Source organism: Lentzea sp. NPDC037011 (assembly GCF_055607425.1).
This window is the reverse complement of sequence record NZ_JBVJRT010000005.1, coordinates 571,753-598,450: the sequence shown is the minus strand read 5'-3', so window position 1 is coordinate 598,450 and position 26,698 is coordinate 571,753. Positions and strand designations below refer to the sequence as shown.

Below are 26,698 nucleotides of genomic sequence, written 5' to 3'. Positions count from 1 at the left end.
TCCCACACGATCCGTGGGCCACTTGCCGCCCTCGAACTTAGGCGAAGACCAGCCCGAACCGGTGCACGAACGCACGGTGGGCGCGCGCGTAGGTGTCCTTCCCCCGCTCCCGCTCCTCGATCACCGCGGCGGCCTTGCCGAGGTCGCCGTCGACGACGTGGGTGATCGCCAGCGTGCGCGGCCGGTCGAAGCCGAGCAGCGAGCGGTCAGCGCCGGGTGGTCACCGCGGCCGCGGGAGGCAGGGTGTGCGGGGGTTCGTCGGTGACCCAGGCGTACTCGATGGCGGACAACCGGCCGTTGGCGACCCACAGCAGCAGTTCGCCGATGTACTCGCCGTTCGAGTGCACCTCGGCGCTGACCGGCAGCACGCCGTCGGGCACGTCAGCAGCGGGGCCGGAGGTGTCGAGGTCGAGGCTGGCCGATCCGTCGTACCACGGTGCGCGCACCTGGACGTGGTCGAGCTGGGCGTGCAGGCCGGGGAAGTCGGTGAGCAGGAGAGCCAGCAGTTCGCGTTCGGACGGGGCCAGTGGGCGCGGGTGGGCCGGGAGGTGGCGCAGGAGCTCGGCGGCGAGCAGGCGGAGCTCGGCCCACTGCGCGGCAGTGGCCAGTGAGGTGACGTGCCACACCGGGCCGGGGCCGCTCATCGTCTCCAGCAGGGTGTCGATGCGGTCGACGAACGGGCCGGCGGCCGGCGGGACCGGGTGCCGGCGGACGTCGTCGAACTCCAGGGCGAGCTCGTCGGTGGACGGAGCGGTGCCGATCGACTCCAGATGAGCGCGCTGGGCGGAGGCGGGCAGGGCGAGGCGGCGGGTCGGGCCGGCCAGGGGGTGCGTCATGAGGTCACCAGAGCATCGTCGAACGTGTGGTTCGAGTGTGGACCTGCGGGCAACCGGGTTTCAGTGCGGCACGGGCGGAGGAACGTCGTCAGCTCCGGCGGCACCTCGTCGAGGTGTTCGGTGAGCTGCAACAGGATCCGGCCACCGCCGAGGTGTTCGACGGCACGACGGGGTGCGGTGGCGAGAACCCGTTGCACGCCAACGAGCGCGGCGACCTGGCGCAGTCCCGGTGCGGGCCGGACGGGGAGCGTCAGGGGCCACTCCCGTGAAGGAGCGACCCCCAACGGGCTAACCCCGGCTCTGGTACTCCCGCAGCAGACCCCGGGAGATGATCGTCTTCTGGATCTCCGAGGTGCCCTCGCCGATCAGCAGGAACGGCGCCTCGCGCATCAGGCGCTCGATCTCGTACTCCTTGGAGTAGCCGTAGCCGCCGTGGATGCGGAACGCCTCCTGCGTCACCTCCGCGCAGTACTCCGAGGCGATGAGCTTGGCCATGCCGGCCTCGACGTCGTTGCGCTGACCGGAGTCCTTCAGGCGCGCCGCGTTGACCATCATCAGGTGCGCCGCCTCGACCTTGGTGGCCATCTCGGCGAGCTTGAACGCGATGGCCTGGTGCTCGGCGATGGCCTTGCCGAACGTCCTGCGCTGCTGCGAGTACTCGATCGCGAGCTCGAAGGCGCGGAGCGCGATGCCGCACGCGCGGGCGGCCACGTTCACGCGGCCCACCTCGACGCCGTCCATCATGTGCCGGAAGCCCTGGCCGGTGGCGCCGCCGAGGACCTGGTCGGCGGAGATCTCGAAGCCGTCGAACACCATCTCGGTGGTGTCGACGCCCTTGTAGCCCATCTTGTCGATCTTGCCGGGGATCGTGAGGCCGGGCAGGACCTCCCCGTAGCCCTCCGGCTTCTCCACCAGGAACGTCGTGAGGTTCTGGTGCGGCTTGTCCGCGCCCTCGTCGGTCTTCACGAGCACGGCGGTCAGGTTCGACGTGCCGCCGTTGGTCAGCCACATCTTCTGGCCGTTGATCGTGTAGCCGTCCGCGCCCTTGACGGCCTTCGTGCGGATCGCGGCCACGTCCGAGCCCAGCTCGGGCTCCGACATCGAGAACGAGCCGCGCACCTCGCCCGCGGCCATTCGCGGCAGGTACTTCTCCTTCTGCTCCTGCGTGCCGTGCTGCTTGAGCATGTGCGCCACGATGAAGTGGGTGTTGATGACACCGGAGACGCTCATCCAGCCGCGCGCGATCTGCTCGACGACGAGCGCGTAGGTCAGCAGCGACTCGCCGAGCCCGCCGAACTCCTCCGGGATCGTCAGGCCGAACAGGCCCATCTCCTTCATGCCCTCGACGATGTCGGCGGGGTAGGTGTCGCCGTGCTCCAGCGCCTGCGCGTGCGGGATGATCTCCTTGTCCACGAACGTGCGAACGGTCGCGAGGATTTCTTCCTGGATGTCCGTGAGACCCGCGGTCTGGGCGAGGCGCGCCATCGCACTTCCCTTCCGAAGCAAGAGTTACCGGCGAGTATGGACCGGTTAACGCTCGTTCGCGACCGTGGTGTGCTCTCCGCAACACAGCCATGGCGGCTGTACCGAAACAGCTTCCCCAACAGGTGTGATCGCGCACCCATGCGCGGCGAATGAACAGTGCGGACTTAAGATCCCGCCTCACCACACCTAGGGGGACCAGCGATGACCTACGACCCGTACAACCCGAAGCAGGACCCGTACGGCCAGCAGCCCGGCCAGCCCTACGGCCAGCAACCCGGCCCGTACGGCGCGCAGCCGATGTACGGCTACGGCTACCCGCCGCCCGTGCCGAAGCCGCAGACGAACGCGATCCTCGCGCTCGTGCTGTCCTGCGTGGGCATCGCGACCTGCGGCGTGACGTCCATCATCGGCGTCATCTTCGGCCACATCGCGATGGGGCGGATCAAGCGGGGCGAGGAGGACGGCCGTGGCCTGGCGCTCGCGGGCCTCATCGTCGGGTACCTGGTCATCGCCGGTTACCTGCTGTACTTCGCGATCGTCATCATCGCGATCATCGCGGCGGCCAAGCAGGGCAGCACGTACTAGCGGTGAGCTCAGCCCGCGAGGGCGATCTCCAGCGCACCACCGCAGTGGCGGCACACGTCGGCGAACACGTGGACGTCGGCATCGCATCCAGGGCAGCTGCGGAAGCTGCGCTCGAGCAGGTCGTCCTCGCGGCGCTTGAAGAGCCGCAGGCGCCTGCCCGCCTTGCCGTTACTCGAACGTGACATGCCCCAGAGCATGCACCCGCACCGGGGCGAGATCGCAAACCCCGGTCACGGATTGTGCGTCACCTCACCCGTTTTGAACGCAACCCGTGACGGTCGGCCACGTCCAGTGACATCAGGGGTGAAATGGCGCACAACCCGTGACGGAACTCAGTCCTCCGGGGGCGTCCACACGTTCGCACGCGACATGCCCGCGGCGCGTCCCTTGCCGGAGATCACGAGCGCCATCTTCCGCGACGCCTCGTCGATCATCTCGTCGCCGAGCATCACGGCGCCGCGCTTCCCGCCCGCCTCGGACGTGTAGTACTCGTAGGCGTCGAGGATGTTCTCGGCGTGGTCGTAGTCGTCCTGCTTGGGGCTGAAGACCTCGTTGGCCGCCTCGATCTGGCCGGGGTGCAGCACCCACTTGCCGTCGAAGCCCAGTGCCGCGGACCGGCCGGCGACGCGCTTGTAGCCCTCGACGTCGCGGATCTGCAGGTACGGGCCGTCGATGGCCTGCTTGTCGTGGGCCCGCGCGGCCATCAGGATCCGCATCAGGATGTAGTGGTAGGCGTCGCCCACGTCGTAGCCGGGCGGCTGCTCGCCGACGACCAGCGACTTCATGTTGATCGACGCCATGAAGTCCGCGGGGCCGAAGATGATCGTCTCGACGCGCGGGGACGCGGTGGCGATCGCGTTGACGTTGTTGAGACCCAGGGCGTTCTCGATCTGCGCCTCGATGCCGATCTTGCCGACCTCGTGGCCCATGGTCTTCTCGATCTGGGTGAGCAGGAGGTCGAGTGCCACGACCTGCTCCGGCGTCTGGACCTTCGGCAGCATGATGCAGTCGAGGTTCGCGCCCGCGCCCTCGACGACCTCGGTGACGTCGCGGTAGGTCCACTCCGTCGTCCAGTCGTTGACGCGCACGACGCGGGCCTTGCCGTCCCAGCCGCCCTCGTTGAGGGACGCGACGATGGTCTTGCGGGCGTCCGGCTTGGCCAGGGGCGCGCAGGCGTCCTCCAGGTCCAGGAACACCTGGTCCGCCGGCAGCGTGCGGGCCTTGTCGATCATCTTCTGGCTCGAGCCGGGGACCGCCAGACACGAGCGACGGGGACGCTGCTGGTCGACCACTGGAGTACCTCCTCGTACCGGCCGGTAACTATGTGGGCCACAGTGGCACGCATCGCTGCGGGGCGCATGTCCGCTGAGTCCCGTCTCACAGCCCCTGGCAGTCTGAACCGGTGGAGATCACGCGCATCCTCGACGCGGCGCTGCGGAAAGCGGCCGCCGTGTGGATCACCTCACCCGGCCGCGAACCGAAGCTGGTGCACGCCCACTGGCGCGACGACGCGTTGTGGGTGATCACCGGCGGCACGGAACAGCAGGTGCCCGGACTGACCGATGGCGCCGAGGTCACCGTCACCGTCCGCTCCCCCAGCACGCACTCGCACCTCGTCGACGCGCAGGCCACAGCCCGGCTCGTGGAACCGGACGACGAGACGGCCCAGGCGCTGAAGACCGCGCGGCTCAACACGAAACCCGAGTGGGACGCGGTGTACCGGCTGGAGTTCGGCGCGTGATCACCGTGCCGGAGGGCTTCGGGCTCGAGCTCGGCGAGGGCGCGCCGGAGTGGGTCGCGAAGCTGCCTTCACTGGCCACGAAGGCGTGCGCGCGCTGGCGGCTCACCCCGGACGGCGCGCTGATGAACGGGTTCTGCGCCGTCGTGCTCCCGGTGCGCCGGCCGGACGGGCACCCGGCCGTGCTGAAGCTGACGTGGGTCGACCGCGAGACCGAGCACGAGCCGATCGCGTTGCGGCTCTACGACGGCAACGGCGCGGTCCGGTTGCTCGGCCACGACGCGGAACTCGGCGCGTTGCTGCTGGAACGCCTCGACCAGCACTCGCTCGACGACGAACCGATCGACCTCGCCGTCGGCGTGATCGGCGACCTGCTGCGCCGCCACCGGCACCTCGAAGCGCCCGCGGGCTTCCGCCGGTTCACGGACACGCTGAAGGAGCACCCGGCCGTTCCCCGCAGGCTGCTCGACGCGGCCGGGGAAGCGGGCAGCCGGCCGATGGGCACGACACTCGTCAACGAGGACCTGCACTACCGGAACGTGCTGCGCGGCGACCGGGAACCGTGGCTCGTGATCGACCCCAAGCCGCTGTCCGGCGACCCCGAGTACTGCATGATCCCGTTGCTGTGGAACAGGTTCGGCGAGCTGGGCGGGCGCAGGGGGCTGACCGGCCGGTTCCTCGCGCTGTGCGACGCGGGCGAGCTGGACGTGGCGAAGGCCCGCGACTGGACGTTGCAGCGCGCGGTGGCGAACTGGATCTGGTGCCTGGAGGAGGACCTGCCGGACCAAGCGGCCATCTGCGCCGAGATCGCCGAGTGGGCGGTCAGGTCCTGATCTAGGCTCGCTGTCGTGGTGGCTGTGAACAGGGTCTACATCGCGCAGTTGGCCGGACTCCCCGTCTTCGGCCCCGATGGCGAACCCATCGGCAAGGCCAGGGACGTCGTGATCAGCCTCCGCATCGACCGGCAGCCACCTCGAGTGCTCGGCATGGTCGTCGAGCTCGCCACCCGCCGGCGGATCTTCGTGCCGATGCTGCGGGTCACCACGGTCGAGCCGAACGCGGTGACGCTCGCGACCGGGTCGGTGAACCTGCGGCCGTTCCACCAGCGGGTCAACGAGGTCCTGGTGATCGGCGAGGTGCTGGACGCCACGGTGGAGCTGGAGGACGGTTCGTCCGCGACCGTCACCGACGCCGCGATGGAGCTGACCCGCACCCGTGACTGGCGGATGGTCAAGGTCGCGGTCCGCCGGCGCTCCGGACGCCTCGGCCGGCGCGGACCGGTGCAGGTGTGGCGGTGGGAGGACGTCAGCGGTCTGAGCGTGAACCAGCTCGCCGGCCAGCCGCAGGGTGCGCAGCAGCTCGTCGCGGTGTTCGAGGGCATGCGCGCGGCCGACGTGGCCCACGCCCTCCACGAGCTGCCGCCCAAGCGCCGCCACGAGGTCGCGGACGCCCTCGACGACGAACGGCTCGCGGACGTCATCGAGGAACTGTCCGAAGAGGACCAGAAGGACGTCCTGTCGCACCTGGACGAGGAACGCGCCGCGGACGTCCTGGAGGCGATGAACCCGGACGACGCGGCCGACCTGCTCGCCGAGCTGTCCGAGGTGACGAAGGACCGGCTGCTCGACCTCATGGAACCCGAGGAGTCCGAACCGGTCCGCCGCCTGCTGGAGTACTCGTTCGACACCGCGGGCGGTCTGATGACGCCGGAACCGATCATCCTGACGCCGGACGCGACGATCGCGGAGGCGCTGGCACGGGTGCGCAACCCCGACCTCACGCCGGCGCTGGCGTCGATGGTCTTCGTCTGCCGCTCCCCCTCCGCGACGCCGACGGGCCGCTACCTCGGCTGCGTGCACATCCAGCGGCTGCTGCGCGAACCACCGTTCGACCTCGTCGCCGGCGTGCTCGACACCGACCTGGCCCGGTTGTCGCCGAACGCCTCGCTGAGCGACGTGACCCGTTACTTCGCCACCTACAACCTGGTGTGCGCACCGGTGATCGACGACACCGAGCACCTGCTCGGCGCGGTCACCGTCGACGACGTGCTGGACCACCTGCTGCCGGACAACTGGCGCGAGACGGGACTGAGCCATGCCTGAAGTACTGCCCCGCCGCAGGCTCGACCAGCCGCGCGAACCGAGGGGTTTCCGGTTCTCGATCGACCCCGACACGTTCGGACAGCTCTCCGAGCGGCTCGCGCGCTTCCTCGGCACCGGCAAGTTCCTGTTCTGGCAGACGCTGATCGTCGTCGTCTGGATCACGGTGAACCTCGTCGCGGTGTCGTTGCGGTGGGACCCGTACCCGTTCATCCTGCTGAACCTGGCGTTCTCGACCCAGGCCGCCTACGCCGCACCGCTGATCCTGCTCGCGCAGAACCGGCAGGACGACCGGGACCGGGTGTCGCTGGAGGAGGACCGCAAGCGGGCGGCGCAGACGAAGGCGGACACCGAGTACCTGGCGCGCGAACTGGCCGCGGTGCGACTGGCCCTCGGCGAGGTGGCGACGCGCGACTTCATCCGCGGTGAGCTGGAGAAGCTGGTGAAGGAGCAGGACAACCGCAAGAAGGTCAGGCCGTGACGGCCGACCGGGACCAGCCGCTGCTCACGGCCTGACGTGCCCGGCCTCGACCAGGTCGGCCAGCACGTCGTGGATCGCGGGTGCCGTCTCGGCGTGCGCGCGGTACTCGTCGCGGGTGACGTAGGTGAGCTCGGCGATCTCGCTCGTCGGCTGCGGTGTGCCGAGCAGCTCCGCCGTGAAGCAGGTCATGTCGACGATCGCGCCCTCTCCCTCGCCGTACGCGGGGGCGACGTAGCGCTGAAGGACCTCGGGGCGGTCGAGGTCGGTGCCGAGCTCCTCGCGGACCTCCCTGCGCAGCGCCTCGGCCGGGGTCTCGCCGGGTTCGATCTTGCCGCCGGGGAGGTAGAAGGCCTTCTTGTTGCGTGAGCGCACAACGAGGAGGCGGCCGGCCTCGACGTGCACGAGTCCCACGACGGTGATCACGGGAAGACGTCGTCCGCGGCCAGCCGGTCGCAGGTGCGTCCGAAGGCCTCCAGCTCACCGGGTCCGAAGCTCTCGCCGAAGTGCTCGGCGACGCCCGCCAGGTGGGTGGTGGAGGCGCTGCGGAGGCGTTCGGCACCGAGCGGTGTGAGCACGGCCACGATGCCGCGTCCGTCACCGTCGGCGCGTTCCCGCCCGACGAGCCCCGCGCGTTCCAGCCGGTCCACGAGCCGGGTCACGCCGGAGCGGGACAGCAGGACGGCGTCGGCGAGCTCGGTCATGCGCATGCGCGTGGAGGGCGACTCGGCCAGTTGAACCAGCACGTCGTACGCCGCGAGAGAAAGGCGCTGCTCAGCAATCAGTTCGGTCTCGAGGACCCGCGTGATCCGTGCATGCGCGCGGAGGAACGATCGCCACACCCCGAGCTCGACGCGGGTGGGCAATCGGGAACTACCCGATTCCGGCACGGACGTCGATGTTACGGACAGCGCTCCTCCCGCTACGACCTGGGCCTGCGCTGGAAAGTGACCGGCCGGTAGGACGGGCGTGAACCGGACGTAGCATGGATCGGTGACCACCACGCAGCCCCTCCCCACCGCGGAGGACGTCCGCAAGGCGCTCTCCGGTGTGCAGGACCCCGAAATCCGCCGTCCGATCACCGAGATCGGCATGGTCAAGGACGTCGAGGTGGCCGCGGACGGCTCGGTCGTGGTCGGGGTCTACCTGACGGTCGCCGGCTGCCCGATGCGCGACAAGATCACCGCCGACGTCACCGCGGCCGTGTCCGCGCTGGAAGGCGTCTCGTCGGTGCGCGTCGACCTCGACGTGATGAGCGACGCCCAGCGCACCGAGCTGCGCAAGACCCTGCGCGGCGGCACCGAGGAACCGGTCATCCCGTTCGCCCAGCCCGGCTCGCTGACCCGCGTGTACTGCGTCGCGTCCGGCAAGGGCGGTGTCGGCAAGTCCTCGGTCACCGTGAACCTGGCCGTCGCCATGGCCGCGCGCGGCCTGTCCGTCGGCATCGTCGACGCCGACATCTACGGCCACTCGATCCCCCGCATGCTCGGCGCGGACGGCCGTCCCACCCAGGTCGAGAAGATGATCATGCCGCCGCAGGCGCACGGCGTGAAGGTCATCTCGATCGGCATGTTCACCCCCGGCAACACCCCGGTGGTGTGGCGCGGCCCGATGCTGCACCGCGCGCTGCAGCAGTTCCTGGCCGACGTGTTCTGGGGCGACCTCGACGTCCTGCTCCTCGACCTCCCGCCGGGCACCGGTGACGTAGCCATCTCCGTGGCCCAGCTCGTGCCGAACGCCGAGATCCTGGTCGTCACGACCCCGCAGACCGCCGCCGCCGAGGTGGCCGAACGCGCCGGTTCCATCGCGTTGCAGACCCGGCAGCGGGTCGCGGGCGTGATCGAGAACATGTCGTGGCTGGAGATGCCCGACGGCTCCCGCATGGAGGTCTTCGGCGCGGGCGGCGGTGCGGCCGTCGCCGAGTCGCTGACCCGTGCGGTGGGCTCCGACGTGCCGTTGCTCGGCCAGATCCCGTTGGACCCGCGGCTGCGGGAGAACGGTGACGCGGGCACCCCGATCGTGCAGGCCGTGCCGGACTCGGCGGCCGCGCAGGTCCTCACCGAGGTGGCGACGAAGCTCTCGGTCCGCTCCCGCGGCCTGGCCGGCCGCCTGCTGAACGTCTCACCCGCCGGGCGGTAGCAGAACGAGGACGAGGGGCCCCGCGTCACCGGACCGGTGACGCGGGGCCCCTCGTTCGTTCTCGGGTCAGGTGGCGTCCGGGTCGAACGGCGGGCGTTCGCCGGGGGCCAGAGGGCGCTGCTCAGGGGTGGGAGGAGTGGGCGGCGTCGGGTAGCCGTTCGCCTTCGTCGTCGGCTCCGGGTCGTCGAAGAGGTGCTTCGTCACCGCGCGCTTCGGGTCGAAGTTGCGCAGCTCCCGCAGGTCCTCCAGGGGTTTGCGGAGCTGTTCGAACTCCGGGCCCATCTCCTGCTTGAGCTGCTCGCGTGCGCCGGTCGCGTACTCACGGACCTGGCGGACCGTCTTGCCCAGCCAGGCCGCCGCGGACGGCAGGCGTTCGGGGCCCAGGATGAAGAGACCCGCGACGACGATGATGAGGATCTCGACCCATCCGATGCTGTCGAACACGGGTCCCAGCCTACTTGTCAGTCGGACTTGAGCGTGACGTCGATTTTCAGCTCACGGCCCTGCCGCGCCAGCACGACCTGCACGGTTTCGCCGATTTCGTGTTCCCTGACCGCTACGACCAGTTCGGCGGCGTTGCGGACCATCCGGTCGCCGACCTTCGTGATGACGTCGCCCTCCTGGATGCCGGCGGTGGCCGCGGCCCCACCGGCGGGGACGTTCTGCACCTGGGCGCCCTCGGAGGTCTCGGCGGAGACCGACTTGACGTTGACGTTCATGTCGGCGTGCTTGACCGAGCCGCTGCGGATGAGCTCCTGGCCGATCTTGCGGGCCTGGTTGCCGGAGATGGCGAAGCCGAGGCCGACCGAACCGCCGGTCTCGGTGCGGATCGACGAGTTGATGCCGACCAGGGCGCCGCGCGAGTCGACCAGTGCGCCACCGGAGTTGCCGGGGTTGATGGCCGCGTCGGTCTGGATGGCGTCGTAGGTGACCTGGGGGCCGCCGTTCTCGCCTGCGGCGGTCACGGGGCGGTGCAGCGCGGAGACGATGCCCTCGGTGACGGTGTTCGACAACTGCAGCGGCGAACCGACGGCGATCACGGAGTCACCGACCTGGAGCTCGTCGGAGTTGCCGAACTGCAGCACCGTCGGGTTCGTCACCTCGACCTTGATGACGGCGAGGTCGGTCTTCGGGTCGCGGCCCACGACGCGGGCCGCGGCGCGGGTGCCGTCGGTGAACACGGCGCTCAGCTTCGCCGAGGAGTCCGCGGCGGCGGGGGCGACGACGTGGTCGTTGGTGAGGATGTAGCCGCCGCTCTCGATGACGACGCCGGAACCGACGCCCGCGACGTTCGCACCCTTGAACTCGATGGACACGACGCTCGGGGTCACGCGCTTGGCGATGTCGGACACCGAACCGGCCGGGCGTTCCTTGCCCTCCGAGACCTCGGCGAGGGTGACCGTCGAGTCGGTCAGCGGGTTGCCGGCGCGCCCGATCAGCCAGCCGACGAGGCCGCCGACGGAACCGACCAACAGGGCGGCGACCATCAGCAGGGCGAGGGCGGTGGGCTTCACGCGGCGGCCGAACAGCAGCTCGGGGACGCTCAGCTGGGGACCGGGCTCCTGGGCCTTCTCCGGCTCTCCCGGCGGGTCCTCGCCCACGGCGGGCGGGCCGATGACGGCACCGGCGGCGGGGTCGCGCCACGGGTCGGCGGCGGGCTTGCCGTCCCAGAAGACCGGGTCGACGTCGGGGTCGGGCGTGCTGTGCGGCTGGTGGCCGGGCGGGCGCTGCAACAGCTCACCGGAGCCCTGGCGGCCGAACGCGGTGGCCAGCGACTCGGGCGGGGGCGGCGCGGACTGCACCTGGGGAACCTGCACGGTGCGCGCGGCGAACGCGCCGTCGACACCGGCGGGGCGGCCGAAGGCGGTGGCGTGGGTGGGGTCGACCGGCGGCTGCACGAGCGGTCGCGGGCGCAGCCTGCGGTGTGCTCCGTCGTCCACTCCGGACACAGGTGTGGGCGTCTGGCCGTTGGGCGACTGCTGGCTCATCTCTCCCCGAGTTTTCCGCTAGGAGTGCTGAACCACAGCCTGCCTGACGAGCGGTGAAATAGCTGTCAGCGGGTGCCGACGAGCGCGCCGGTCAGGTCCTGGTGGATCAAGGGCGCCGGCTGCGCGGGCAGCTTCGGCTCGCCGTCCGGGGTGGCGAACGCGAGCGCGCCGAGCAGCATGCCGCTCACGACGACGCCCGCTCCCTGGCGGGCCCTGCGGCCGGTGAACCAGCCCTGGCTGCCCAGCGGCTTGGACGACCCCAGCACGGGACCGGAGCCGAACGCGGGCTTGTCGGTGCGCTGAACGGCGACGAACTGGCCGTCCTCGGTGATCGCGAGCCCGTCCGGTGCGGACGGCAGCTCGACCTCCTGCGGGATGGCGCCGAGCCGGTCGAGCAGCGAGGCCGACGCCGTGGGCGCCGACGCGGTGCGCACGGCTGCGCGCGCCTGCTGCTGCGTGTAGGTCTCGAACGCGCAGAAGCCGCAGCGCTGGATGTGCGCAGAGGCTCGCTCGTGTGCGACCGAGGACAGCTCTCCGTCCACGAACGCGACCACGGCATCCGGCAACAGGTGCTGCTCAGGCAGGCTCCAACCACGGAGGTCGGTCATGCAGAGTCCTCCAGCAACGATTCCCGACGACGGCGTTCCAAAGCGACCTTCAGGGCCTGGCGGCCCCGGTGGATCCTGCTCCTCACGGTACCCATCTTCACCCCGAGAGTGGCGCCGATCTCCTCGTAGGAGAGTCCTTCCACGTCACAGAGCACGACGGCGGCCCTGAACTCCGGGGGGAGCTCGTCGAGCGCGGCCTGCAGGTCCGGGTCGAGGTGGTTCTCGTCGTAGATCTCCTCGGGGGACAGGTCGTCACCCTCGAGGCGGTCGTTGTCCTCGGGCAGCGCCTCCATGCGCACGCGGCTGCGCCGGCGTGCCATGTCCAGGAAGAGGTTGGTGGTGATGCGGTGCAGCCACCCCTCGAAGGTGCCCGGCTTGTACGACGCCAGGGAGCGGAAGACGCGGATGAACGTCTCCTGCGTGAGGTCCTCGGCGTCGTGCTGGTTGCCGGTCAGGCGGTACGCGAGCCGGTAGACCCTGTCCGCGTGCTCGCGGACAATGCTGTCCCACGAGGGCGGCGTCCAGTCGGCCGTCTCGATGGGCGCGACGGCCTCCGGCGAACTCGACTGCGTGCGCATCAGGTGTTTCGGCACCTCCATGTGGGCCGCCCGGCGACCCTTGTGCGGCTCAACGGACGGCGGGTCCGGCTTGTTCCCGACCAGAGCCTGGCTTCTTGCCCCTGTACCTTCTCCCGCGCGGTTTAAACGATCGTGAGAGCTGGCTGAGAGCACCCTGAGAATCTCGGTTCGGGCGGCGTTCACCCGTTTTGGGCACAAGTGGCACTAGCCTTCGTCCTTGTGACACCGGAATCGGCCCTGCGGGAGTACGTCGAGCAGTACCTCCCCGAGGACGACGTGCACCTCGCCGCGCGCGCACGCGGTGAGGAACTGGGCTGCGTGCCCATCGGCGCGGGTGGCGGAGCCGCTCTCAGGTTCCTCGCGGCCGCCCTGCAGGCGAAGGCCGTCGTCGAGATCGGCACCGGCGCCGGCACCAGCGGCCTCTACCTGCTGTCGGGGATGCCGAGGTCCGGCGTGCTGACGTCCATCGACGTCGCCCCCGAACACCAGCGCGCCGCCCGCGAGGCGTACGCCGCCGCCGGCATCTCACCGTCGCGGACCCGCCTGATCATGGGCAAGGCCCTGGAGGTCCTCCCCCGCCTCACCGACGCGGCCTACGACCTCGTCTTCGTCGACGCCTACAAGCCCGAGTACCCGCAGTACCTCGAACACGGGGTGCGGATGCTGCGGCCCGGCGGCGTCATCGCGTTCGACAACGTCCTCTGGCACGGCAAGGTCGTCGACCCGAAGGTCAAGGACGAGTCGACCCTGGCCATGCGCGAGATCGCGCGCTCGTGCCGGGAGGACCCGCGGCTCGTTCCGGTCATCCTGCCGCTGGGCGACGGCCTCCTGGTCGCCGCCCGCCGCCCCTAGGACGGTCACGCGGGACCCCCACGTGCCCTCAGAGGGGAACGCGGGACTCCCGCGTGCCTTTTTGGAAGGGGACGCGGGGCCCTTTCGTGCGCTCCTGTCGCACGCGGGGACCTTTCGTGCGATCCGCGCGTGCGCGGGTTATCGGCGCATGCAAGGGGTGTGTAAGAGAAGAGGGGGTACGGGGGCTAGTAGGCGCGGACGCCCTTGCCTAGGACTGTGACGCCGCCTGCTGAGACGGTGTAGCGCTCACGGTCCATCGGGGCGTCCACGCCGATCAGCGCACCGTCGGGCACCACGACGTTCTTGTCCAGGATCGCCCGCCGGACCACCGCGCCCTTGCCGATCCGCACGCCCGGCAGCAGCACCGAGCCCTGCACGACCGAGCCGACCTCGACCACCACGTCCGACGAGATCACCGAGCCGTGGATCTTGCCGGAGATGATCGCGCCGGGGCCGACCATCGAGTCCTCAGCGGACCCTCCCGCGATGAACTTGGCCGGCGGCAGCGGCGGCGTCGCCGTGCGGATGGGCCACAGCTGGTTGTAGAGGTTGAAGATCGGGTGGACGGAGACCAGGTCCATGTGGGCGTCGTAGTAGGCGTCGATCGTTCCCACGTCGCGCCAGTAGCCGCGGTCGCGGTCCGTTGCGCCGGGCACCTCGTTGTCCTGGAAGTCGTAGACGTGCGCTTTGCCGCGGTCGACGAGCATCGGGATGATGTCGCCGCCCATGTCGTGGTCGGAGTCCGGGTTCAACGCGTCCCCGCGCAGCGCGTCGAGCAGCGCCTCGGTCGTGAAGACGTAGTTGCCCATCGACGCGAACGTCACGTCCGGGTCGTCCGGCACGTGCGGCGGCTCCGACGGCTTCTCCAGGAAGCGGGTGATCTTGCCGGAGGCGTCGGAGTCGATGCAGCCGAACGCCTTGGCCTCGGTCCGCGGCACGCGGATGCCGGCGACGGTCACCGCGGCACCCGACTCGACGTGCTGCGAGATCATCTGGCCGGGGTCCATCCGGTACACGTGGTCCGCGCCGAAGATCACGACGTGGTCCGGCTTCTCGTCGTGGACGAGGTTCAGCGACTGGAAGATCGCGTCGGCCGAGCCGGTGTACCAGCGCGGGCCCAGGCGTTGCTGGGCCGGGACCGGCGTCACGTACTGACCGAGCACATTGGACAGGCGCCACGTCGTCGAGATGTGGCGGTCCAGTGAGTGCGACTTGTACTGCGTCAGCACGCAGAGCTTCGCGAGCCCGGCGTTGACCAGGTTCGACAGCACGAAGTCGACCAGCCGGTAGTTGCCCCCGAAGGGCACGGCCGGTTTCGCGCGGTCTGCCGTCAGTGGCCACAGGCGCTTGCCTTCACCACCGGCAAGCACAATTCCGAGGACGTGCGGCTGCCCCTTCACAACACGTGACCCTATCCGGGCGATCGTCCGCGAACCAGACGCAAAGCAGTTCGTCCCACCGTGTCGCGCTGTGATCTACGGTGGGTGCGTGCGAGTTGCGCTCATGACGCGGGAGTACCCGCCGGAGGTCTACGGCGGCGCTGGTGTGCACGTGGGATTCCTCGTGCCGCACCTCAGAGAGCTGGTCGATGTCGACGTGCATTGTTTCGGGGCGCCCAGGGGAGACGCCACGGCGCACAACCCTCCCCATTCTTTGGAGCACGCAAACGCGGCGTTGACCACACTTGCCGTCGACCTCGAAATGGCGGCGGCGGTGTCCACGGCGAACCTCGTGCACTCGCACACCTGGTACGCCAACATGGGCGGCCACCTCGCGAAGCTGCTGCACGGGGTGCCGCACGTGGTGACCGCGCATTCGCTGGAGCCGCGCCGGCCGTGGAAGGCCGAACAGCTCGGCGGCGGGTACCGGATCTCGTCGTGGGCGGAACGCACCGCCTACGAGCACGCCGACGCGGTCATCGCGGTGAGCGAGGGCATGCGCGCGGACGTCCTGGACGCCTACCCGGCGCTGGACCCCGCGAAGGTCCACGTCGTCCGCAACGGGATCGACTCCGTCGCCTACCACCCGGTCGCCGAGACGGACGCCCTGACGTCCCGTGGGATCGATCCCACGAAGCCGATCGTCGCTTTCGTGGGGAGGATCACCCGGCAGAAGGGCGTCGGGCACCTCGTCGCCGCTGCGCACCAGATCTCGCCGGAGGCGCAGATCGTGCTGTGCGCGGGCGCGCCGGACACCCCGGAGATCGCCGAGGAGACCCGGCTCGCGGTGAGCGAGCTCGCGGCGGCGCGCGAGGGCGTGTTCTGGATCCAGAAGATGCTGCAGCCCGCGGAGGTCCGGCAGATCCTCAGCCACGCGACGGTGTTCGTGTGCCCGTCGGTCTACGAGCCGCTCGGCATCGTGAACCTGGAGGCGATGGCGTGCGGCACGGCGGTCGTGGCCTCCGACGTCGGCGGCATCCCCGAGGTCGTCGCGGACGGTGAGACCGGGCTCCTGGTTCACTACGACGAGCACGACCCGTCGACCTATCGATTGCAGTTGAGTGAGGCGATCAACTCACTCATCGCCGACCCGGAGCGGGCCAAGAGGTTCGGCGCGGCCGGTCGCAAGCGGGCTGAGCAGGAATTCTCCTGGGCCGCGATGGCGGAGCAGACGGTCGAGGTCTACCGCAGTGTGATTTGAGCCACACACGTCCGGGGCAACCCTGAAGTGTGAACGCCGCCTTTAACCAGTAGTGACTTTTGGTTCCAACTGGTGAGGGGCGCGAGGACTGTGCGTTGTGCGGTGCTGGGTCTGGCGGTCGTCCTGGCGGCGGCCGGATGTGCGTCAGCACCGAAGGCGGCCCCGCCCGCTCCCACGCTCACGGTCGACGGCAAGAAGCTCGCCGGCGCCTCCGACCTGCAGTCGGAGGCCGAGGCGCAGATCTCGTTCACGCTGGAGTACGGCTACGTGGCACGGGCGGGTGCCGCGGCGGTCAGCTGCTGGTTCGCCAAGACCGGCGTCGACTCCGAGGTGGACCGGCGGCTGTGGTGCGGCCCGGTGCAGGTGCCCGGCACCGGCGCCTCGACCGACTGGGTGCCCGTGCCGCTCAAGGAGGTCGGCAAGACCGACGACGAGGTCCGCTTCGAGGTCCAGTCGCCGCAGGTGCCCGAGAGCGGCAACCGCAGTTCCCCGGTGGGCACGCTGATCCGCACCGACGGCAAGCAGTTCGACCCGGCCAAGCAGCAGGACCTGACCGCGGGCAGGGACTTCCTCGCCGTGCTGCCCGACGACGGCAAGCGGTCGAACTCCGACCTCGGGCTCGGCAACGTCGACGTGCGGGTGCGCGACGACCTGCTCTCCACGGCCGTGACCGGCTGGGCGAACCCGGACCTGTGGCACACCTCCGACGGCACCGTGCGCGCAGAGCCGGGTTCCCGGCTGCGCGTGCTGCGGATGAAGGTCGAGAAGCTCAACGAGACCGACAGCGGCTACCTGCGCACCAACTGGCAGGGCTTCGCCCCGCAGCCCTCCGAGCTCGCGCTGGAGCTGCCCGGCAAGCGCCAGGTGCTGCCGCAGGACCGCCTGCCGGCCAACGGTTCGGTGTTCGTCGTCTACACCGTGCCCGACCCGCAGGCTGGCACCGAGACGCTCGCGCTGGGCACGCTCGGCGCCAAGTCGCTGGAGCAGCGGGTCGAGGTCCCGTCCGGCAAGCGCGCCGAGAACCCGCCCGCCGTGCTGCTGCGCGCGGCCGGTCCGGCGCAGTTCGCCGAGCAGACGCAGAAGTTCCGGCTCGGCGGCAACGCCATGGGCATGAAGGTCACCGGCGTCAAGCTCGGCCGACAGCGTCCGGTGAAGCTCGGTCCGAGCCAGTACGACGTCGCCACGGCCTCCGCGCCCGACAAGGCGCTGCTGGAGGTCCGGCTGGAGGCCACCGGTGACGTGCCGGACACCGCGGGCGGCCTGCTGACGAAGGACCTGGTCACGGTGACCCTGCCGGACGGTTCGGCGGCACCGCAGGTCGGTGCCCGCTACGACGGCGGCCCGCTGCCGTTCGCGGTCGTGGTGGAGATCCCGGCGGACACCCGCTCGGTCTCGGTGGGGCTGGTCGACGGCAACCCCGACCTGCCCCGGCTCGGCAAGGTCGCGCTGGTGCCGGTCGACGCGCGCCTCACGCTCGCGCTGGAGTTCTGAGCGAGCATCGCGGCGAGCGCCAGCCAGCCCACGACCACGGCGACCAGCCCGCCCCAGCCCCACTCGCCGAACGCCGTGCTGCCCGCCGTTCCGCCGACGCTGCTGCCCACGTAGAAGCCGAGCAGGTACAGCCCGGACGCCTGGCCGCGGGCGTGTTCCGGAGCGCGCGCACCGACCCAGGCGCTGGCCGTGGCGTGCGCGGCGAAGAACCCGCCGGTGACGACCGCCAGCCCGAGCGGCACCCACACCAGGCTCGCGAGCGCGCCCAGCGCGAGGACCCCGATGCACGCGAGCAGCACCCGGCCGCGGCCGAACCGGTCGGAGAACCGGCCCGCGAACGCCGACGCCACGCTGCCGACGCCGTAGAAGAGGAAGACCAGCGACTCGAGCCACGTCGGCCCGCCGAGCTGGAAGCCGACGACGTTGTAGAACGAGATGAACGACCCGACCAGCAGCACCGACACCGCGTAGAGCGACAGCAGCACCGGGTCCCGCAGCGCTGCCTTCAACGCCCGTGGCGCCCGCTTCGGCCGGGTGCGCGCCGGCGGCAGGAAGAACACCACCACGGCCGCCGCCACCAGCCCGAACACCCCCGCCGCCAGCAGCGAGCCGCGCCACCCCAGCCAGTCCGCGGTCAGTCCGGACGCGAGCCGGCCGAGCATGCCGCCCGCGCTGTTGCCCGCGATCATCGCGCCCATCGCCGCGCCGAGGCCGCCGCCGCCGTCGAGCTCGTCGGCCAGGTACGCCATGGCCGCGGCGGGCACCCCGGCCACCGCCGCGCCCTGCAGCACGCGCAGCACCAGGAACACGTCGTAGTTCGGCGCGAACGGCAGCGCGAGCCCGACCAGCCCGGCCAGCAGCACGCTCGCGACGATCACCGGCCGCCGCCCGATCCGTTCGGACAGCGCCGCGACCGGCACGACCACCAGCGCGAGCGCCAGCGTGGACGCCGAGATCGCCAGCGACGCACCGCCCGGCCCGAGGCCGTACTCGTCCGCGATCAGCGGCAGCAGCGGCTGCGGCGCGTACAGCAGCGCGAAGCTCGCGAGTCCGGACGCGGCGATGGACGCGGTCAGCCTGGTCATGCTTCCGACGCTAAAGCATCCGTCCAATACGGAAATGCGTCAGAATCAATCCGTGGACGAATTGGAGCTGGCTCCGAAGCTGGCCGTGCTGAAAGCGCTTGCCGCCGACGAGCACGTGACCCGTGCCGCGGAGCGCCTCGGCCTGCCGCAGCCCACGGTCAGCCGCTGGCTCGCCGAGCTGGGCGACGCACTGGGTGCTCCGGTGGTGGTCAGGTCCGGCCGCCGCGTCCGCCTGACCCGCGCGGGCCGCCTGCTCGCCGACGCCGCCACCCGGTCGCTGGCCGCGCTGGAGACGGGTCTGCGCGAGGTCGAGGAGGAGCTCGACCCGGAGAAGGGCCGCGTGGTGCTCGGGTTCCTGCACATGCTCGGCCGCTCGGTGGTGCCGGAGCTGGTCCGCGGCTTCCGCGCCGAGCACCCGCACGTGCGGTTCGGCCTGGTCCAGGACGCGCGTCAGGGCGTGGTGGACAAGCTCGTCTCCGGCGAGATCGACCTCGCGCTGGTCGCCCCGCCGCCGTCCGGCCCCGAGTTCTCCTCGGTGGTGCTGTTCGAGCAGGAACTGATCGTCGTCGTGCCCGCCGCGCACCGGCTGGCCACGCGCGGGGCGGTGCGGCTGACGGACCTGCGGGACGAGGACTTCATCGTCCTGGAGCACGGCTACGGGCTGCGGCAGATCACCGACGACCTGTGCGCGGCGGCCGGGTTCACGCCGCGCATCGCCTTCGAGGGGCAGGAGACCGAGACCGTGCGCGGGCTGGTGGCGGCGGGACTCGGGGTGGCGTTGCTGCCCCACCCCGAGTTCACGCCACCGGCAGGCGTGCGGGAGCTGCCGCTGACGCCGCGGTCGAGCCGGGTGTTCGGGTTGTCGTGGCTGACGGACCAGCCGCTGCCACCGGCGGTCAGGGCGTTCCGCGAGCACGCCCTGCGCACTCACGAGGTCCAGCGCTGAGTCCCCGACCACGTGCGCAGGTACGACTCCGCCCCGCCCAGCAGGTCCGCCACGACCTGGTCGCCGCCGAGCTGCCGCACCTGCTCGACCCAGTCCGGCAGCAGCCCGATGTGCGCGCCGCCGTCGGTGTTGACGTCCCACACGCGTTCGCCGGTGCGCTGCCGGTCCACCAGCGGGCCGTCCGGGTAGCTGCGGAACGGGTAGGTCACGCCGGTGCGCGGGGCCGGGTGGGAGCCGACGCCGTTGAAGTCGGAGCCGAAGCCGAGACCCACGTCGTACCTGCGGCGCAGGGCTTCGGTGGCGGCGGCCTGGGCGACGTAGCTGTCGGGGTCGTTCTCGTAGCCGGCGATGAACCCGCCGAGCCGGTAGACCTGCTCGGTCCACTGCGCGTCCATCCAGCCGTGGCTGGACAGGACACCGGGGTAGCGCGCGGCGGCGGCCAGCTCCAGCGTGCGGCCGGCGGCCTTCACGCTCATGTGGTCGACCTCGATCATCATGTGCCTGCGCATCATGCCCTGCACCGCGTACTCGCCCAGCGCGGTCAGGCCGCGCACGTTGCAGCGCCGGTCCGGGTCGTACGCCGGGGCGACGACGGTGGCGGGGATCAGGGCGTTCGGGCCGGCGAAGCCGATGGGGTTGTCCTGCTGCGGGCCCCTGCACCGCTCGGTCTGCCACCACGTGCCGGTGCGCAGGAACTGGCCGGCGTTGAGCACGCCGCCCTGCACGCCGGAGTCGAAGCGGACGCCGCACAGGGCGTTGTCGAACTTGTGGCACAGGAACGCGCTGCGCACGCCGAGCGCGTAGACCTCGTCGAGACCGCGGTCGATGTCACCCCGGCCGCACAGCGGGAGGTCCAGGAGCTGGCGGCAGCCGAACAGCTCCGAGGTCTCGATGCCGAGGACGACGGCGAGCTTGCCCTGCTCCACGACCGACCGCGCCTGCTCGGACGTCGTCACGATCCGGAACCAGCCCTTGCCGGGGCCGCCGAACATCCGGTCGACGTGGTCCTGCAGCTCGTACGTGCGCTTGGCCTGCAGCCGCACCGACGTCATCTCGTCGCACGGCCGGTCCTTGAACGGGTAGATCACGCACAGCTCGGCGTTGCTGGTCAGGTCCGTCACCAGGATTCGCTGGCCGCCGCGCCACGCCCGCTCCAGCCAGGCGTAGTAGTTCTGCTGGTGCGAGACGGTCGTGTACGACGGCCAGTCGCGGAACGTCGGCCAGCCCACCGGGTCGTGGCCGTCGAGGTCCGAGGTCACCACGGCCTCGAAGATCGCGCCGAGCCCGGCGGGGTGGTGCTCGGGGCAGTCCCGCAACGCCTCCGGCGCGCCACCCTCGGCGAACGGCGCGCCGCAGATCAGCCGGCCGCCGAACGCCTCGCTGGTCATCAGGTGGTTGTGCGCGTCGACGAGGCCGCGCACCCGGCCCTGGCCGTCGGTCCCGCGGAACGGCTCGCCGGTCACCCCGATCTGCGAGTCCTGCGCGGGCCGGGCCACCGGCTCCCACCACGGCGTGCTCGCCACGGCGGGGGTCAGCGCGGTCAGGAGCAACGAGACGGCGAGTGCCAGGCGGAGTAACACGAGCGCTCCTCTACGGCGTTGTGAAGGAGCTCACATCATGCCGTGAGGCACCGCCGTCTCGAACGGGCCGATCGGCTACTAACGCGAAAAATGTTCAGCAACTTCGACGAGGGTCCGCGCACCGAAGCCCGTGGCACCCGCGACGACCTCCTCGTAGACCTTCTCCGACCGCGCCGGACCCGCGATGTCGAGGTGCGCCCACAGCACGTCGCCCGCGAACTTCTGCAGGAACAGCGCCGCGGTGATGCCGCCGGGACCGGGCGGGCACTGCCGGTAGTCGGCGATCTCGCTGGTCACGGCCTCGACGTGCTCCTCCAGCAGCGGCATCCGCCACCACTTCTCCCCCACCCGCGCACCCGCGTCCACCACGGTGCGGGCCAGCGTGTCGTCAGCGGTGAACAGGCCGCCCGTGCGCAGGCCGAGCGACACCTTCATGGCACCGGTCAGCGTCGCCACGTCCACGACGAGGTCCGGCTTGAGCGTCTTCACCGCGTACGCCATCGCGTCGGCGAGCACCATGCGGCCCTCGGCGTCGGTGTTCTGCACCTCGGTGGTGGCGCCGCCGTAGTGCCGCACGACGTCGCCCGGCCGGTACGCCGAGCCGGAGACGTGGTTCTCGGCGCACGGCACGAGGCCGGTGACCCTGATCGGCAACCCGCGCCGGGCCACGGCCAGCAGCGCGGAGATCACCGCGGCGCCACCGGCCATGTCGGTGCGCATGAGGTGCATGCCGTCGGCCGGCTTCACGGAGATGCCGCCGGTGTCGAACGTGATGCCCTTGCCGACGAAGACCAGGTGCGGGCCGGTGCCGCCGTCGTAGGTCAGCTCGACCAGCCGCGGCGGGCGGGACGAGCCGCCGCCCACGGCGAGGACGCCGCCGAAGCCCTGCTGTGCCAGCCACTTCTCGTCGCGCACGACGGCGGACAGGCCGGGCACCCGGTCGGCGAGCTTGGCCGCGGTGGTCGCGAGCCAGCGCGGGTCCTTGACGTTGGACGGCGTGTTCGCGAGGTCGCGGGTCAGCGCGGTGGCCGTCGCGAGCGCGTGCGCCTTCAGCGCGGCGGAGGTCAGGACCTCCTCGAAGCCCTGGTCGGGCGTCACCAGGCGGAGCGAGCCGACCCGGCGAGGCGCCTCCTCGCCGGTGACCTTGAAGCGGTAGCCGCCGAGCGCCGCGCCCAGCACGAACGCCCGCACCTTGTCGGCGTCGAAGTCGGCGGTCAGCAGCACGTCGGCGGTCTTGGGAGCGTCGTCACCGCCCAACGCGCGCACGAGCGCCGCACCGGCCGTGCGGTAGTCGCTGAGCGTTCCGGTGCCCACACCGAGCGTCCACGTGCCGGTGGCCCGGTGGCGGACCGCCTCGCCGGCCTTGCCCGTCAGGTCGGCGGTGTCGATGCCCTCGCCACCCGGACCGAGCGCGGGACCGGTGCCCGCGAGCACGACCGCCGGCACGTTGCGCCGCGGCGTCACGGCCACCTCGACGTCCACGAGCTTGGTTGGCACTGCCGGAACCGTCGACCCCACGACCTGGACCTCTCGTTGTGCATCAGGGACCGCTCATTCTCACCCAGCGGCGCGGCCGTTCGCCCCCGCCCCTGGTTGCAACAAGCGATGCCCCGGTCTCCACTGTGGAAACCGGGGCTTCACGTGCTTCTCTCGCCGGGTGCCTCAGCCGGCGGCGGCCTTCAGCGCGTCGCCCAAGGCGCTGGCCTCGTCCGCCGACATCTCGACGACGAGGCGCCCACCACCCTCGAGCGGCACGCGCATGACGATGCCGCGTCCCTCCTTGGTGACCTCGAGGGGACCGTCGCCGGTCCGGGGCTTCATGGCCGCCATCGCGTGCTCCCTCCGTCAACTCTTCCCCGTCCGGCCAGGCCGGATCTGCTCCATTCTCCCCTATCGCGACTCAGGGGCGAAACCGAACCGATCTTTTGGCGAGTCCGGGTGACAGTTGTGGATCTTCACTTGTCCCTGGTCAGTACCCGGTTTCACGACCGCGCAACACTTTCGGCACTCCACGGCGCGGCGTGACAGACTCAACAGGGTGCGAGCCCGTTCCGCGCTATTCGACGTCTACGGCGGCCACCTGCGCGAACGCGGTGGTGCCGCCACCATCGCCGCCCTCGTCCGGCTGCTGGAGCCGCTGGGGTTCGCCGCGCCCGCCGTCCGCACGGCGGTCTCGCGCACCGTCCGGCAGGGCTGGCTGCACCCCGTGCGGCTGCCCGACGGGCCCGGCTACGCGATGACACCCCGCGGGGAACGGCGGCTCGACGAGGCCGCTGCCCGCATCTACCGCACCCGGCCGTCCACCTGGGACGGTCGCTGGCACGTCGTGGTCCTGGAGGAGCTGCCCGGCCGCGACTCGCGCGACCACCTGGCCTCCGAGCTCCAGCTGCTGGGCTACGGCGCCCTCGGCCCGGTGACGTGGATCGCACCCCGGCCTTCGCCGGAGCTGGCCGACGTGCTGGCCGCCGGAGAAGTTCCCGCACGAACTTTTCACGGTTCACACGACGGCGCGGACGCCGAGCTCGCGGCGAGGGCCTGGGACCTGGACGGACTGGGCCGCGACTACGCCGCGTTCGTCGCGCACTGGCAACCGGTGGTGTCCGTTGTGGACGAATCGGACGACGCGGCCGCCTTCGCCGCCTCCCAGCAGCTGCTGCACGCGTGGCGCAAGTTCCTGTTCCGCGATCCCGGTCTTCCTGCTGAACTGTTGCCCCAGGACTGGCCGGGCCGGGAGGCAGCGTCGTTCTTCGACGAACAGACGCTGCGGCTGGCACCGGGCACGAGCCGCTTCGTCGACGAGTGCCTGCGCCCGGTCCGCAACGTTTCCACTGCTTGATGGAGGTCCCGAGTGTCCGAGCTCCTCGTCGACGACGCTGACGGAGTGCGCACGTTCACGTTCAACCGCCCGGAGTCGTTCAACGCGTTCACCGTCGCGTTGAAGGTGGCGTTCCTGGAGGCGTTGAAGGAGACGGCTGCCGACTCCTCGGTGCGCGCGGTGGTGATCACGGGCGCCGGCCGGGCGTTCTGCGCGGGCCAGGACCTCAAGGAGCACATCGGGTTGCTCCAGGCCGGTGACCCCGCGCCGCTGCACACCGTGGAGCTGCACTACAACCCGATCGTGCGCGAGCTGATCGGCATGCCGAAGCCGGTGATCGCGGCGGTCAACGGCAGTGCGGCCGGCGCGGGCGCGTCGTTCGCCTACGCGGCCGACCTGCGGATCGCGGGCGCGTCGGCGAAGTTCCTGATGGCGTTCGCGAACGTCGGGCTGACCGCGGACTCGGGTGCCTCGTGGACGTTGCCGCGGCTGATCGGGCACGGCCGGGCGATGGAGATGATGCTGCTGGCGCAGCCGGTCGGTGCCGAGGAAGCGCTGCGGATCGGCATGGTCAACCAGGTCGTGCCGGACGCCGAGCTGCTCTCCACCGCGCACCTGCTCGCCGCGAAGCTCGCCGCCGGCCCGACGACGGCCTACGCGAAGATCAAGGAAGCCCTCGCGGCCGCCGCCGACGGCACGCTGGAGGACGCGCTGGAGGCCGAGCGCCGCACCCAGGCCGACTGCGGCGCCACCGCTGACCACCGCGAGGCCGTGGACGCGTTCGTGACCAAGCGCGCCCCGAAGTTCACCGGCCGCTGACCCCTGCTTGTTCCGGCATCTGCAAGTACCACCAACTCGCAGTTGGCGGTACTTGCAGATGCCCTCAGGAGGAGGCGCGGAAGCAGGTCGCGATGTGGTCGTCGACCATGCCGGTGGCCTGCATCAGCGCGTAGCACGTGGTGGGGCCGAGGAACTTGAAGCCGCGGCGCTTGAGCTCCTTGGCCATCGCCTTGGACTCGGGCGTGATCGCGGGCACGTCGGTGATCGTGGCGGGGCGGACGTGGTCCTGCGGCGCGAACGACCACAGCAGCGCGTCGAGGTCGAGGTCCTGCTCGGTGATCACGCGGGCGTTGTGGACCACCGCGTCGATCTTCATCCGGTTGCGGACGATGCCGGCGTCGGCCATCAGCCGTTCGACGTCGGCCGGTCCGAAACCGGCGACCAGCTCCGGGTCGAAGCCGGCGAACGCGGCGCGGAACGCCGGCCGCTTGCGCAGGATCGTGATCCACGACAGCCCGGACTGGAACGCCTCCAGCGACATCCGCTCGTACAGCTCGTTCGTGCCGTGCAGCTCGACGCCCCACTCGGTGTCGTGGTAGTCGACGTAGTCCGGCGTGGAGCCGCCCCACGGGCAACGCTCACGCTCGCTCATGGCTCTCCGGCTCCAGCTCCCGCACGCGCGCCCGCAGCGTCTCCACCTCGGTCGCGAGCCGTTGCAACGCCCAGTCGACCTCGCTCATCTTGTAGCCGCGGAACACCTGCTGGAACTTCAGCTCGCGGACGTCCTCCGCGGTGATGTCGTCGGCCGGCAGCCGCGTGGGCGAGGCGCCGGGCGGCAGCGGGGCGAGCTCCTCGCCGCGCCCGAACACCAACGCCGCGAGCAGGAACACCACTGCCGCGACGGCCACCATCACGATCAGGTAGATCAGGGCGTTGGTCACGCGACGATCGTGGCACAGCTCAGGCAGCGGCGAGCGAGCAGACCGAGCCGGACGACCACGGTCCAGGTGATGAGGCTGGCGACGCTCATCGGCACCGACTGCAGCAGCCGCGCCGGGTCGAGGTGCGCGGTGGCCGCGATGATCGCGAGGTTGCCCGCGAGCACCATGCCGACCGCGCCCAGCGCCACGCCCGCGCCGAGCCGGGCGAGCAGCCTCGTGTCGCACGTGCGCGCGAGGACCCGGCCGAGCACGAGGGCCACCAGCGCGATCCCGGACGCGACACCGCCGGCCAGGTCGTTCGCCTTGGCGATGAACAGGTACCACTGCGGCGGCACCGTCCCGAAGTCCTGCCACGGCCCGATGAGCAGCATCCGGACGAACTCCCACGCCATGTGCAGCAACGGCAGCACGATCGCGAGCCAGATGAGCGTCCGCGTGCCGTACGCGACGGCCAGTTCGGCCTGGTACTCGTTCGCGATCTCCTTGACCGGCCCGAACTCCGCGACGGCGCGCCGCTGCGCCTCCTGCTCGGTGAGACCGCTCTCGACGTGGGCCTCGGTGGCGTCGGACAGGCTGTCGCGGGTCTCCGCGAGGAGGTCGCGGACCTGCCGCTTCGAGCCACGCAGCCGGGACCCGAGGTCGGTCACGTACCGGTCGATCACGCGGTGGTCGATCACGTCCGGGCCCACCCGCCACCACCTCCCAGCACCCCGTCGATGACCGTCGTGAACTCCCGCCACGCGGTGCGTTCGGCGCTCAGCGCCCGCTGGCCGGCCGAGGTGAGCCGGTAGGTCCGCCGCTTGCGCCCGCCGACCGTGCTCCAGTCGCTCGTCACGTGGCCCGCCCGCTCCAGCCTGCGCAGCGCGGGGTAGACCGTGCCGGTGGGCAGGTCCAGCGCACCACCGCTGAGCTGCTGCAACGCCTCGATGATCGCGTAGCCGTGCAGCTGCTCGCCGTCGAGCGTGGCCAGCAGCAACGCGTCCAGGTGGCCACGCAGCGCGTCGGGCTTCATGAGTAGCGACTCTACTGATGCG

31 protein-coding genes are annotated in these 26,698 nt (G+C 70.9%); 12 read left to right on the top strand and 19 right to left on the bottom strand.

The window, feature by feature from the left end; all coding sequences use genetic code 11:
* Nucleotides 1-206: 206 nt before the first annotated feature.
* Nucleotides 207-836, bottom strand: coding sequence for a hypothetical protein (locus tag ACZ7CH_RS18425; RefSeq protein ID WP_470374394.1), 630 nt, complete (start codon nt 834-836; stop codon nt 207-209).
* A 26-nt stretch (nt 837-862) separates the two neighbouring features.
* Between ACZ7CH_RS18425 and ACZ7CH_RS18420 the strand changes: the two genes are divergently transcribed.
* Nucleotides 863-1,105: a hypothetical protein gene (locus ACZ7CH_RS18420; RefSeq protein ID WP_360386248.1), complete on the top strand. Its 243-nt coding sequence runs from the start codon at nt 863-865 to the stop codon at nt 1,103-1,105.
* 19 nt (nt 1,106-1,124) lie between these two features.
* On the opposite strand, the gene ACZ7CH_RS18415 is transcribed toward ACZ7CH_RS18420, so the two are convergent.
* Complete coding sequence (locus tag ACZ7CH_RS18415; RefSeq protein WP_360386246.1) at nt 1,125-2,321, bottom strand: acyl-CoA dehydrogenase family protein; 1,197 nt, start codon at nt 2,319-2,321, stop codon at nt 1,125-1,127.
* A 201-nt stretch (nt 2,322-2,522) separates the two neighbouring features.
* Between ACZ7CH_RS18415 and ACZ7CH_RS18410 the strand changes: the two genes are divergently transcribed.
* Entirely contained in the window at nt 2,523-2,906 is a 384-nt protein-coding gene (locus ACZ7CH_RS18410; RefSeq protein WP_458429294.1) for a DUF4190 domain-containing protein, read from the top strand.
* Nucleotides 2,907-2,914: 8 nt separating this feature from the next.
* Here ACZ7CH_RS18410 and ACZ7CH_RS18405 read toward each other — a convergent pair whose 3' ends face one another.
* Complete coding sequence (locus ACZ7CH_RS18405; protein WP_360386241.1) at nt 2,915-3,091, bottom strand: hypothetical protein; 177 nt, start codon at nt 3,089-3,091, stop codon at nt 2,915-2,917.
* A 147-nt stretch (nt 3,092-3,238) separates the two neighbouring features.
* The gene (locus ACZ7CH_RS18400; protein ID WP_360386239.1) at nt 3,239-4,198 is read right to left on the bottom strand and encodes an HpcH/HpaI aldolase/citrate lyase family protein; all 960 of its coding nucleotides are present in this window, start codon (nt 4,196-4,198) and stop codon (nt 3,239-3,241) included.
* Between the two features lie 110 nt (nt 4,199-4,308).
* Here ACZ7CH_RS18400 and ACZ7CH_RS18395 point away from each other — a divergent pair, with 110 nt between their 5' ends.
* The 4 genes from ACZ7CH_RS18395 to ACZ7CH_RS18380 are packed head-to-tail and all read left to right on the top strand — an operon-like array spanning nt 4,309 to nt 7,224.
* Nucleotides 4,309-4,647: a hypothetical protein gene (locus tag ACZ7CH_RS18395; protein ID WP_470374393.1), complete on the top strand. Its 339-nt coding sequence runs from the start codon at nt 4,309-4,311 to the stop codon at nt 4,645-4,647.
* Nucleotides 4,644-5,477, top strand: a complete 834-nt coding sequence (locus ACZ7CH_RS18390; protein WP_470374392.1) for an aminoglycoside phosphotransferase family protein — start codon at nt 4,644-4,646, stop codon at nt 5,475-5,477. The genes ACZ7CH_RS18395 and ACZ7CH_RS18390 overlap by 4 nt, the downstream gene beginning before the upstream one ends.
* Before the next feature lie 15 nt (nt 5,478-5,492).
* Nucleotides 5,493-6,746, top strand: a complete 1,254-nt coding sequence (locus tag ACZ7CH_RS18385) for a magnesium transporter MgtE N-terminal domain-containing protein (RefSeq protein WP_360386232.1) — start codon at nt 5,493-5,495, stop codon at nt 6,744-6,746.
* Nucleotides 6,739-7,224: a DUF1003 domain-containing protein gene (locus tag ACZ7CH_RS18380; protein ID WP_360386229.1), complete on the top strand. Its 486-nt coding sequence runs from the start codon at nt 6,739-6,741 to the stop codon at nt 7,222-7,224. Before ACZ7CH_RS18385 ends, ACZ7CH_RS18380 begins: the two co-directional genes overlap by 8 nt.
* A gap of 24 nt (nt 7,225-7,248) precedes the next feature.
* Here the strand turns inward: ACZ7CH_RS18380 and ACZ7CH_RS18375 are convergent, their stop codons facing one another.
* Both ACZ7CH_RS18375 and ACZ7CH_RS18370 read right to left on the bottom strand, forming a co-directional pair.
* Nucleotides 7,249-7,647, bottom strand: coding sequence for an NUDIX hydrolase (locus tag ACZ7CH_RS18375; protein WP_360386226.1), 399 nt, complete (start codon nt 7,645-7,647; stop codon nt 7,249-7,251).
* On the bottom strand, nt 7,644-8,111 hold the full coding sequence (locus ACZ7CH_RS18370; RefSeq protein WP_360386224.1) for a MarR family winged helix-turn-helix transcriptional regulator: 468 nt from the start codon (nt 8,109-8,111) through the stop codon (nt 7,644-7,646). The genes ACZ7CH_RS18375 and ACZ7CH_RS18370 overlap by 4 nt, the downstream gene beginning before the upstream one ends.
* 103 nt (nt 8,112-8,214) lie before the next feature.
* Between ACZ7CH_RS18370 and ACZ7CH_RS18365 the strand changes: the two genes are divergently transcribed.
* The gene (locus ACZ7CH_RS18365) at nt 8,215-9,360 is read left to right on the top strand and encodes an Mrp/NBP35 family ATP-binding protein (protein ID WP_360386221.1); all 1,146 of its coding nucleotides are present in this window, start codon (nt 8,215-8,217) and stop codon (nt 9,358-9,360) included.
* 66 nt (nt 9,361-9,426) lie between these two features.
* Here ACZ7CH_RS18365 and tatB read toward each other — a convergent pair whose 3' ends face one another.
* From tatB to sigE, 4 genes are all read right to left on the bottom strand, one after another.
* Nucleotides 9,427-9,804 carry a Sec-independent protein translocase protein TatB gene (gene tatB / locus ACZ7CH_RS18360; protein ID WP_360386219.1) on the bottom strand — a complete coding sequence of 126 codons (378 nt, stop codon included), beginning with the start codon at nt 9,802-9,804 and terminating at the stop codon, nt 9,427-9,429.
* A 17-nt stretch (nt 9,805-9,821) separates the two neighbouring features.
* Nucleotides 9,822-11,348, bottom strand: a complete 1,527-nt coding sequence (locus ACZ7CH_RS18355; protein ID WP_360386217.1) for a S1C family serine protease — start codon at nt 11,346-11,348, stop codon at nt 9,822-9,824.
* A 65-nt stretch (nt 11,349-11,413) separates the two neighbouring features.
* Complete coding sequence (locus ACZ7CH_RS18350; RefSeq protein WP_360386214.1) at nt 11,414-11,956, bottom strand: anti-sigma factor; 543 nt, start codon at nt 11,954-11,956, stop codon at nt 11,414-11,416.
* Nucleotides 11,953-12,555, bottom strand: a complete 603-nt coding sequence (gene sigE, locus ACZ7CH_RS18345; protein WP_045312713.1) for an RNA polymerase sigma factor SigE — start codon at nt 12,553-12,555, stop codon at nt 11,953-11,955. Before sigE ends, ACZ7CH_RS18350 begins: the two co-directional genes overlap by 4 nt.
* Before the next feature lie 198 nt (nt 12,556-12,753).
* Between sigE and ACZ7CH_RS18340 the strand changes: the two genes are divergently transcribed.
* Nucleotides 12,754-13,386: an O-methyltransferase gene (locus ACZ7CH_RS18340; RefSeq protein ID WP_360386211.1), complete on the top strand. Its 633-nt coding sequence runs from the start codon at nt 12,754-12,756 to the stop codon at nt 13,384-13,386.
* Between the two features lie 185 nt (nt 13,387-13,571).
* Here ACZ7CH_RS18340 and glgC read toward each other — a convergent pair whose 3' ends face one another.
* Entirely contained in the window at nt 13,572-14,786 is a 1,215-nt protein-coding gene (gene glgC, locus ACZ7CH_RS18335) for a glucose-1-phosphate adenylyltransferase (RefSeq protein ID WP_360386208.1), read from the bottom strand.
* Between the two features lie 88 nt (nt 14,787-14,874).
* Here glgC and glgA point away from each other — a divergent pair, with 88 nt between their 5' ends.
* Nucleotides 14,875-16,026, top strand: a complete 1,152-nt coding sequence (gene glgA / locus ACZ7CH_RS18330; protein WP_360386206.1) for a glycogen synthase — start codon at nt 14,875-14,877, stop codon at nt 16,024-16,026.
* A gap of 1,328 nt (nt 16,027-17,354) precedes the next feature.
* On the opposite strand, the gene ACZ7CH_RS18325 is transcribed toward glgA, so the two are convergent.
* On the bottom strand, nt 17,355-18,602 hold the full coding sequence (locus tag ACZ7CH_RS18325) for an MFS transporter (protein WP_470374391.1): 1,248 nt from the start codon (nt 18,600-18,602) through the stop codon (nt 17,355-17,357).
* Nucleotides 18,603-18,654: 52 nt separating this feature from the next.
* Here ACZ7CH_RS18325 and ACZ7CH_RS18320 point away from each other — a divergent pair, with 52 nt between their 5' ends.
* Entirely contained in the window at nt 18,655-19,548 is an 894-nt protein-coding gene (locus ACZ7CH_RS18320) for a LysR family transcriptional regulator (protein ID WP_470374390.1), read from the top strand.
* On the opposite strand, the gene ACZ7CH_RS18315 is transcribed toward ACZ7CH_RS18320, so the two are convergent.
* The 3 genes from ACZ7CH_RS18315 to ACZ7CH_RS18305 all read right to left on the bottom strand — a co-directional run bounded on the left by ACZ7CH_RS18315 (nt 19,530) and on the right by ACZ7CH_RS18305 (nt 22,958).
* Nucleotides 19,530-21,128: a hypothetical protein gene (locus tag ACZ7CH_RS18315; RefSeq protein ID WP_470369393.1), complete on the bottom strand. Its 1,599-nt coding sequence runs from the start codon at nt 21,126-21,128 to the stop codon at nt 19,530-19,532. The genes ACZ7CH_RS18320 and ACZ7CH_RS18315 overlap by 19 nt on opposite strands.
* 78 nt (nt 21,129-21,206) lie before the next feature.
* The gene (locus tag ACZ7CH_RS18310; protein WP_470374389.1) at nt 21,207-22,625 is read right to left on the bottom strand and encodes a leucyl aminopeptidase family protein; all 1,419 of its coding nucleotides are present in this window, start codon (nt 22,623-22,625) and stop codon (nt 21,207-21,209) included.
* 165 nt (nt 22,626-22,790) lie between these two features.
* Nucleotides 22,791-22,958, bottom strand: coding sequence for a DUF3117 domain-containing protein (locus ACZ7CH_RS18305; protein WP_065914675.1), 168 nt, complete (start codon nt 22,956-22,958; stop codon nt 22,791-22,793).
* A gap of 208 nt (nt 22,959-23,166) precedes the next feature.
* Between ACZ7CH_RS18305 and ACZ7CH_RS18300 the strand changes: the two genes are divergently transcribed.
* The gene (locus ACZ7CH_RS18300; RefSeq protein ID WP_470369395.1) at nt 23,167-23,964 is read left to right on the top strand and encodes a PaaX family transcriptional regulator; all 798 of its coding nucleotides are present in this window, start codon (nt 23,167-23,169) and stop codon (nt 23,962-23,964) included.
* A gap of 12 nt (nt 23,965-23,976) precedes the next feature.
* The gene (locus ACZ7CH_RS18295; protein ID WP_360386192.1) at nt 23,977-24,762 is read left to right on the top strand and encodes an enoyl-CoA hydratase-related protein; all 786 of its coding nucleotides are present in this window, start codon (nt 23,977-23,979) and stop codon (nt 24,760-24,762) included.
* A gap of 64 nt (nt 24,763-24,826) precedes the next feature.
* Here the strand turns inward: ACZ7CH_RS18295 and ACZ7CH_RS18290 are convergent, their stop codons facing one another.
* The 4 genes from ACZ7CH_RS18290 to ACZ7CH_RS18275 are packed head-to-tail and all read right to left on the bottom strand — an operon-like array spanning nt 24,827 to nt 26,676.
* Complete coding sequence (locus tag ACZ7CH_RS18290; protein ID WP_470369396.1) at nt 24,827-25,375, bottom strand: DNA-3-methyladenine glycosylase I; 549 nt, start codon at nt 25,373-25,375, stop codon at nt 24,827-24,829.
* A complete protein-coding gene (locus tag ACZ7CH_RS18285; RefSeq protein WP_360386186.1) occupies nt 25,362-25,664 on the bottom strand; it encodes a DivIVA domain-containing protein in 303 nt (100 codons plus the stop codon). Before ACZ7CH_RS18285 ends, ACZ7CH_RS18290 begins: the two co-directional genes overlap by 14 nt.
* A complete protein-coding gene (locus ACZ7CH_RS18280) occupies nt 25,661-26,353 on the bottom strand; it encodes a permease prefix domain 1-containing protein (protein ID WP_470374388.1) in 693 nt (230 codons plus the stop codon). Before ACZ7CH_RS18280 ends, ACZ7CH_RS18285 begins: the two co-directional genes overlap by 4 nt.
* Nucleotides 26,338-26,676, bottom strand: coding sequence for a PadR family transcriptional regulator (locus ACZ7CH_RS18275; RefSeq protein WP_360386180.1), 339 nt, complete (start codon nt 26,674-26,676; stop codon nt 26,338-26,340). The genes ACZ7CH_RS18280 and ACZ7CH_RS18275 overlap by 16 nt, the downstream gene beginning before the upstream one ends.
* Nucleotides 26,677-26,698: the final 22 nt, after the last annotated feature.

Coding starts and splice junctions, on each gene's coding strand:
- ACZ7CH_RS18425 (WP_470374394.1), bottom strand. CDS start 836: ATGACGCACCCCCTGGCCGGCCCGACCCGCCGCCTCGCCCTGCCCGCC.
- ACZ7CH_RS18415 (WP_360386246.1), bottom strand. CDS start 2,321: ATGGCGCGCCTCGCCCAGACCGCGGGTCTCACGGACATCCAGGAAGAA.
- ACZ7CH_RS18410 (WP_458429294.1), top strand. CDS start 2,523: ATGACCTACGACCCGTACAACCCGAAGCAGGACCCGTACGGCCAGCAG.
- ACZ7CH_RS18405 (WP_360386241.1), bottom strand. CDS start 3,091: ATGTCACGTTCGAGTAACGGCAAGGCGGGCAGGCGCCTGCGGCTCTTC.
- ACZ7CH_RS18380 (WP_360386229.1), top strand. CDS start 6,739: ATGCCTGAAGTACTGCCCCGCCGCAGGCTCGACCAGCCGCGCGAACCG.
- ACZ7CH_RS18355 (WP_360386217.1), bottom strand. CDS start 11,348: ATGAGCCAGCAGTCGCCCAACGGCCAGACGCCCACACCTGTGTCCGGA.
- ACZ7CH_RS18350 (WP_360386214.1), bottom strand. CDS start 11,956: ATGACCGACCTCCGTGGTTGGAGCCTGCCTGAGCAGCACCTGTTGCCG.
- sigE (WP_045312713.1), bottom strand. CDS start 12,555: ATGGAGGTGCCGAAACACCTGATGCGCACGCAGTCGAGTTCGCCGGAG.
- ACZ7CH_RS18325 (WP_470374391.1), bottom strand. CDS start 18,602: ATGACCAGGCTGACCGCGTCCATCGCCGCGTCCGGACTCGCGAGCTTC.
- ACZ7CH_RS18305 (WP_065914675.1), bottom strand. CDS start 22,958: ATGGCGGCCATGAAGCCCCGGACCGGCGACGGTCCCCTCGAGGTCACC.
- ACZ7CH_RS18290 (WP_470369396.1), bottom strand. CDS start 25,375: ATGAGCGAGCGTGAGCGTTGCCCGTGGGGCGGCTCCACGCCGGACTAC.
- ACZ7CH_RS18275 (WP_360386180.1), bottom strand. CDS start 26,676: ATGAAGCCCGACGCGCTGCGTGGCCACCTGGACGCGTTGCTGCTGGCC.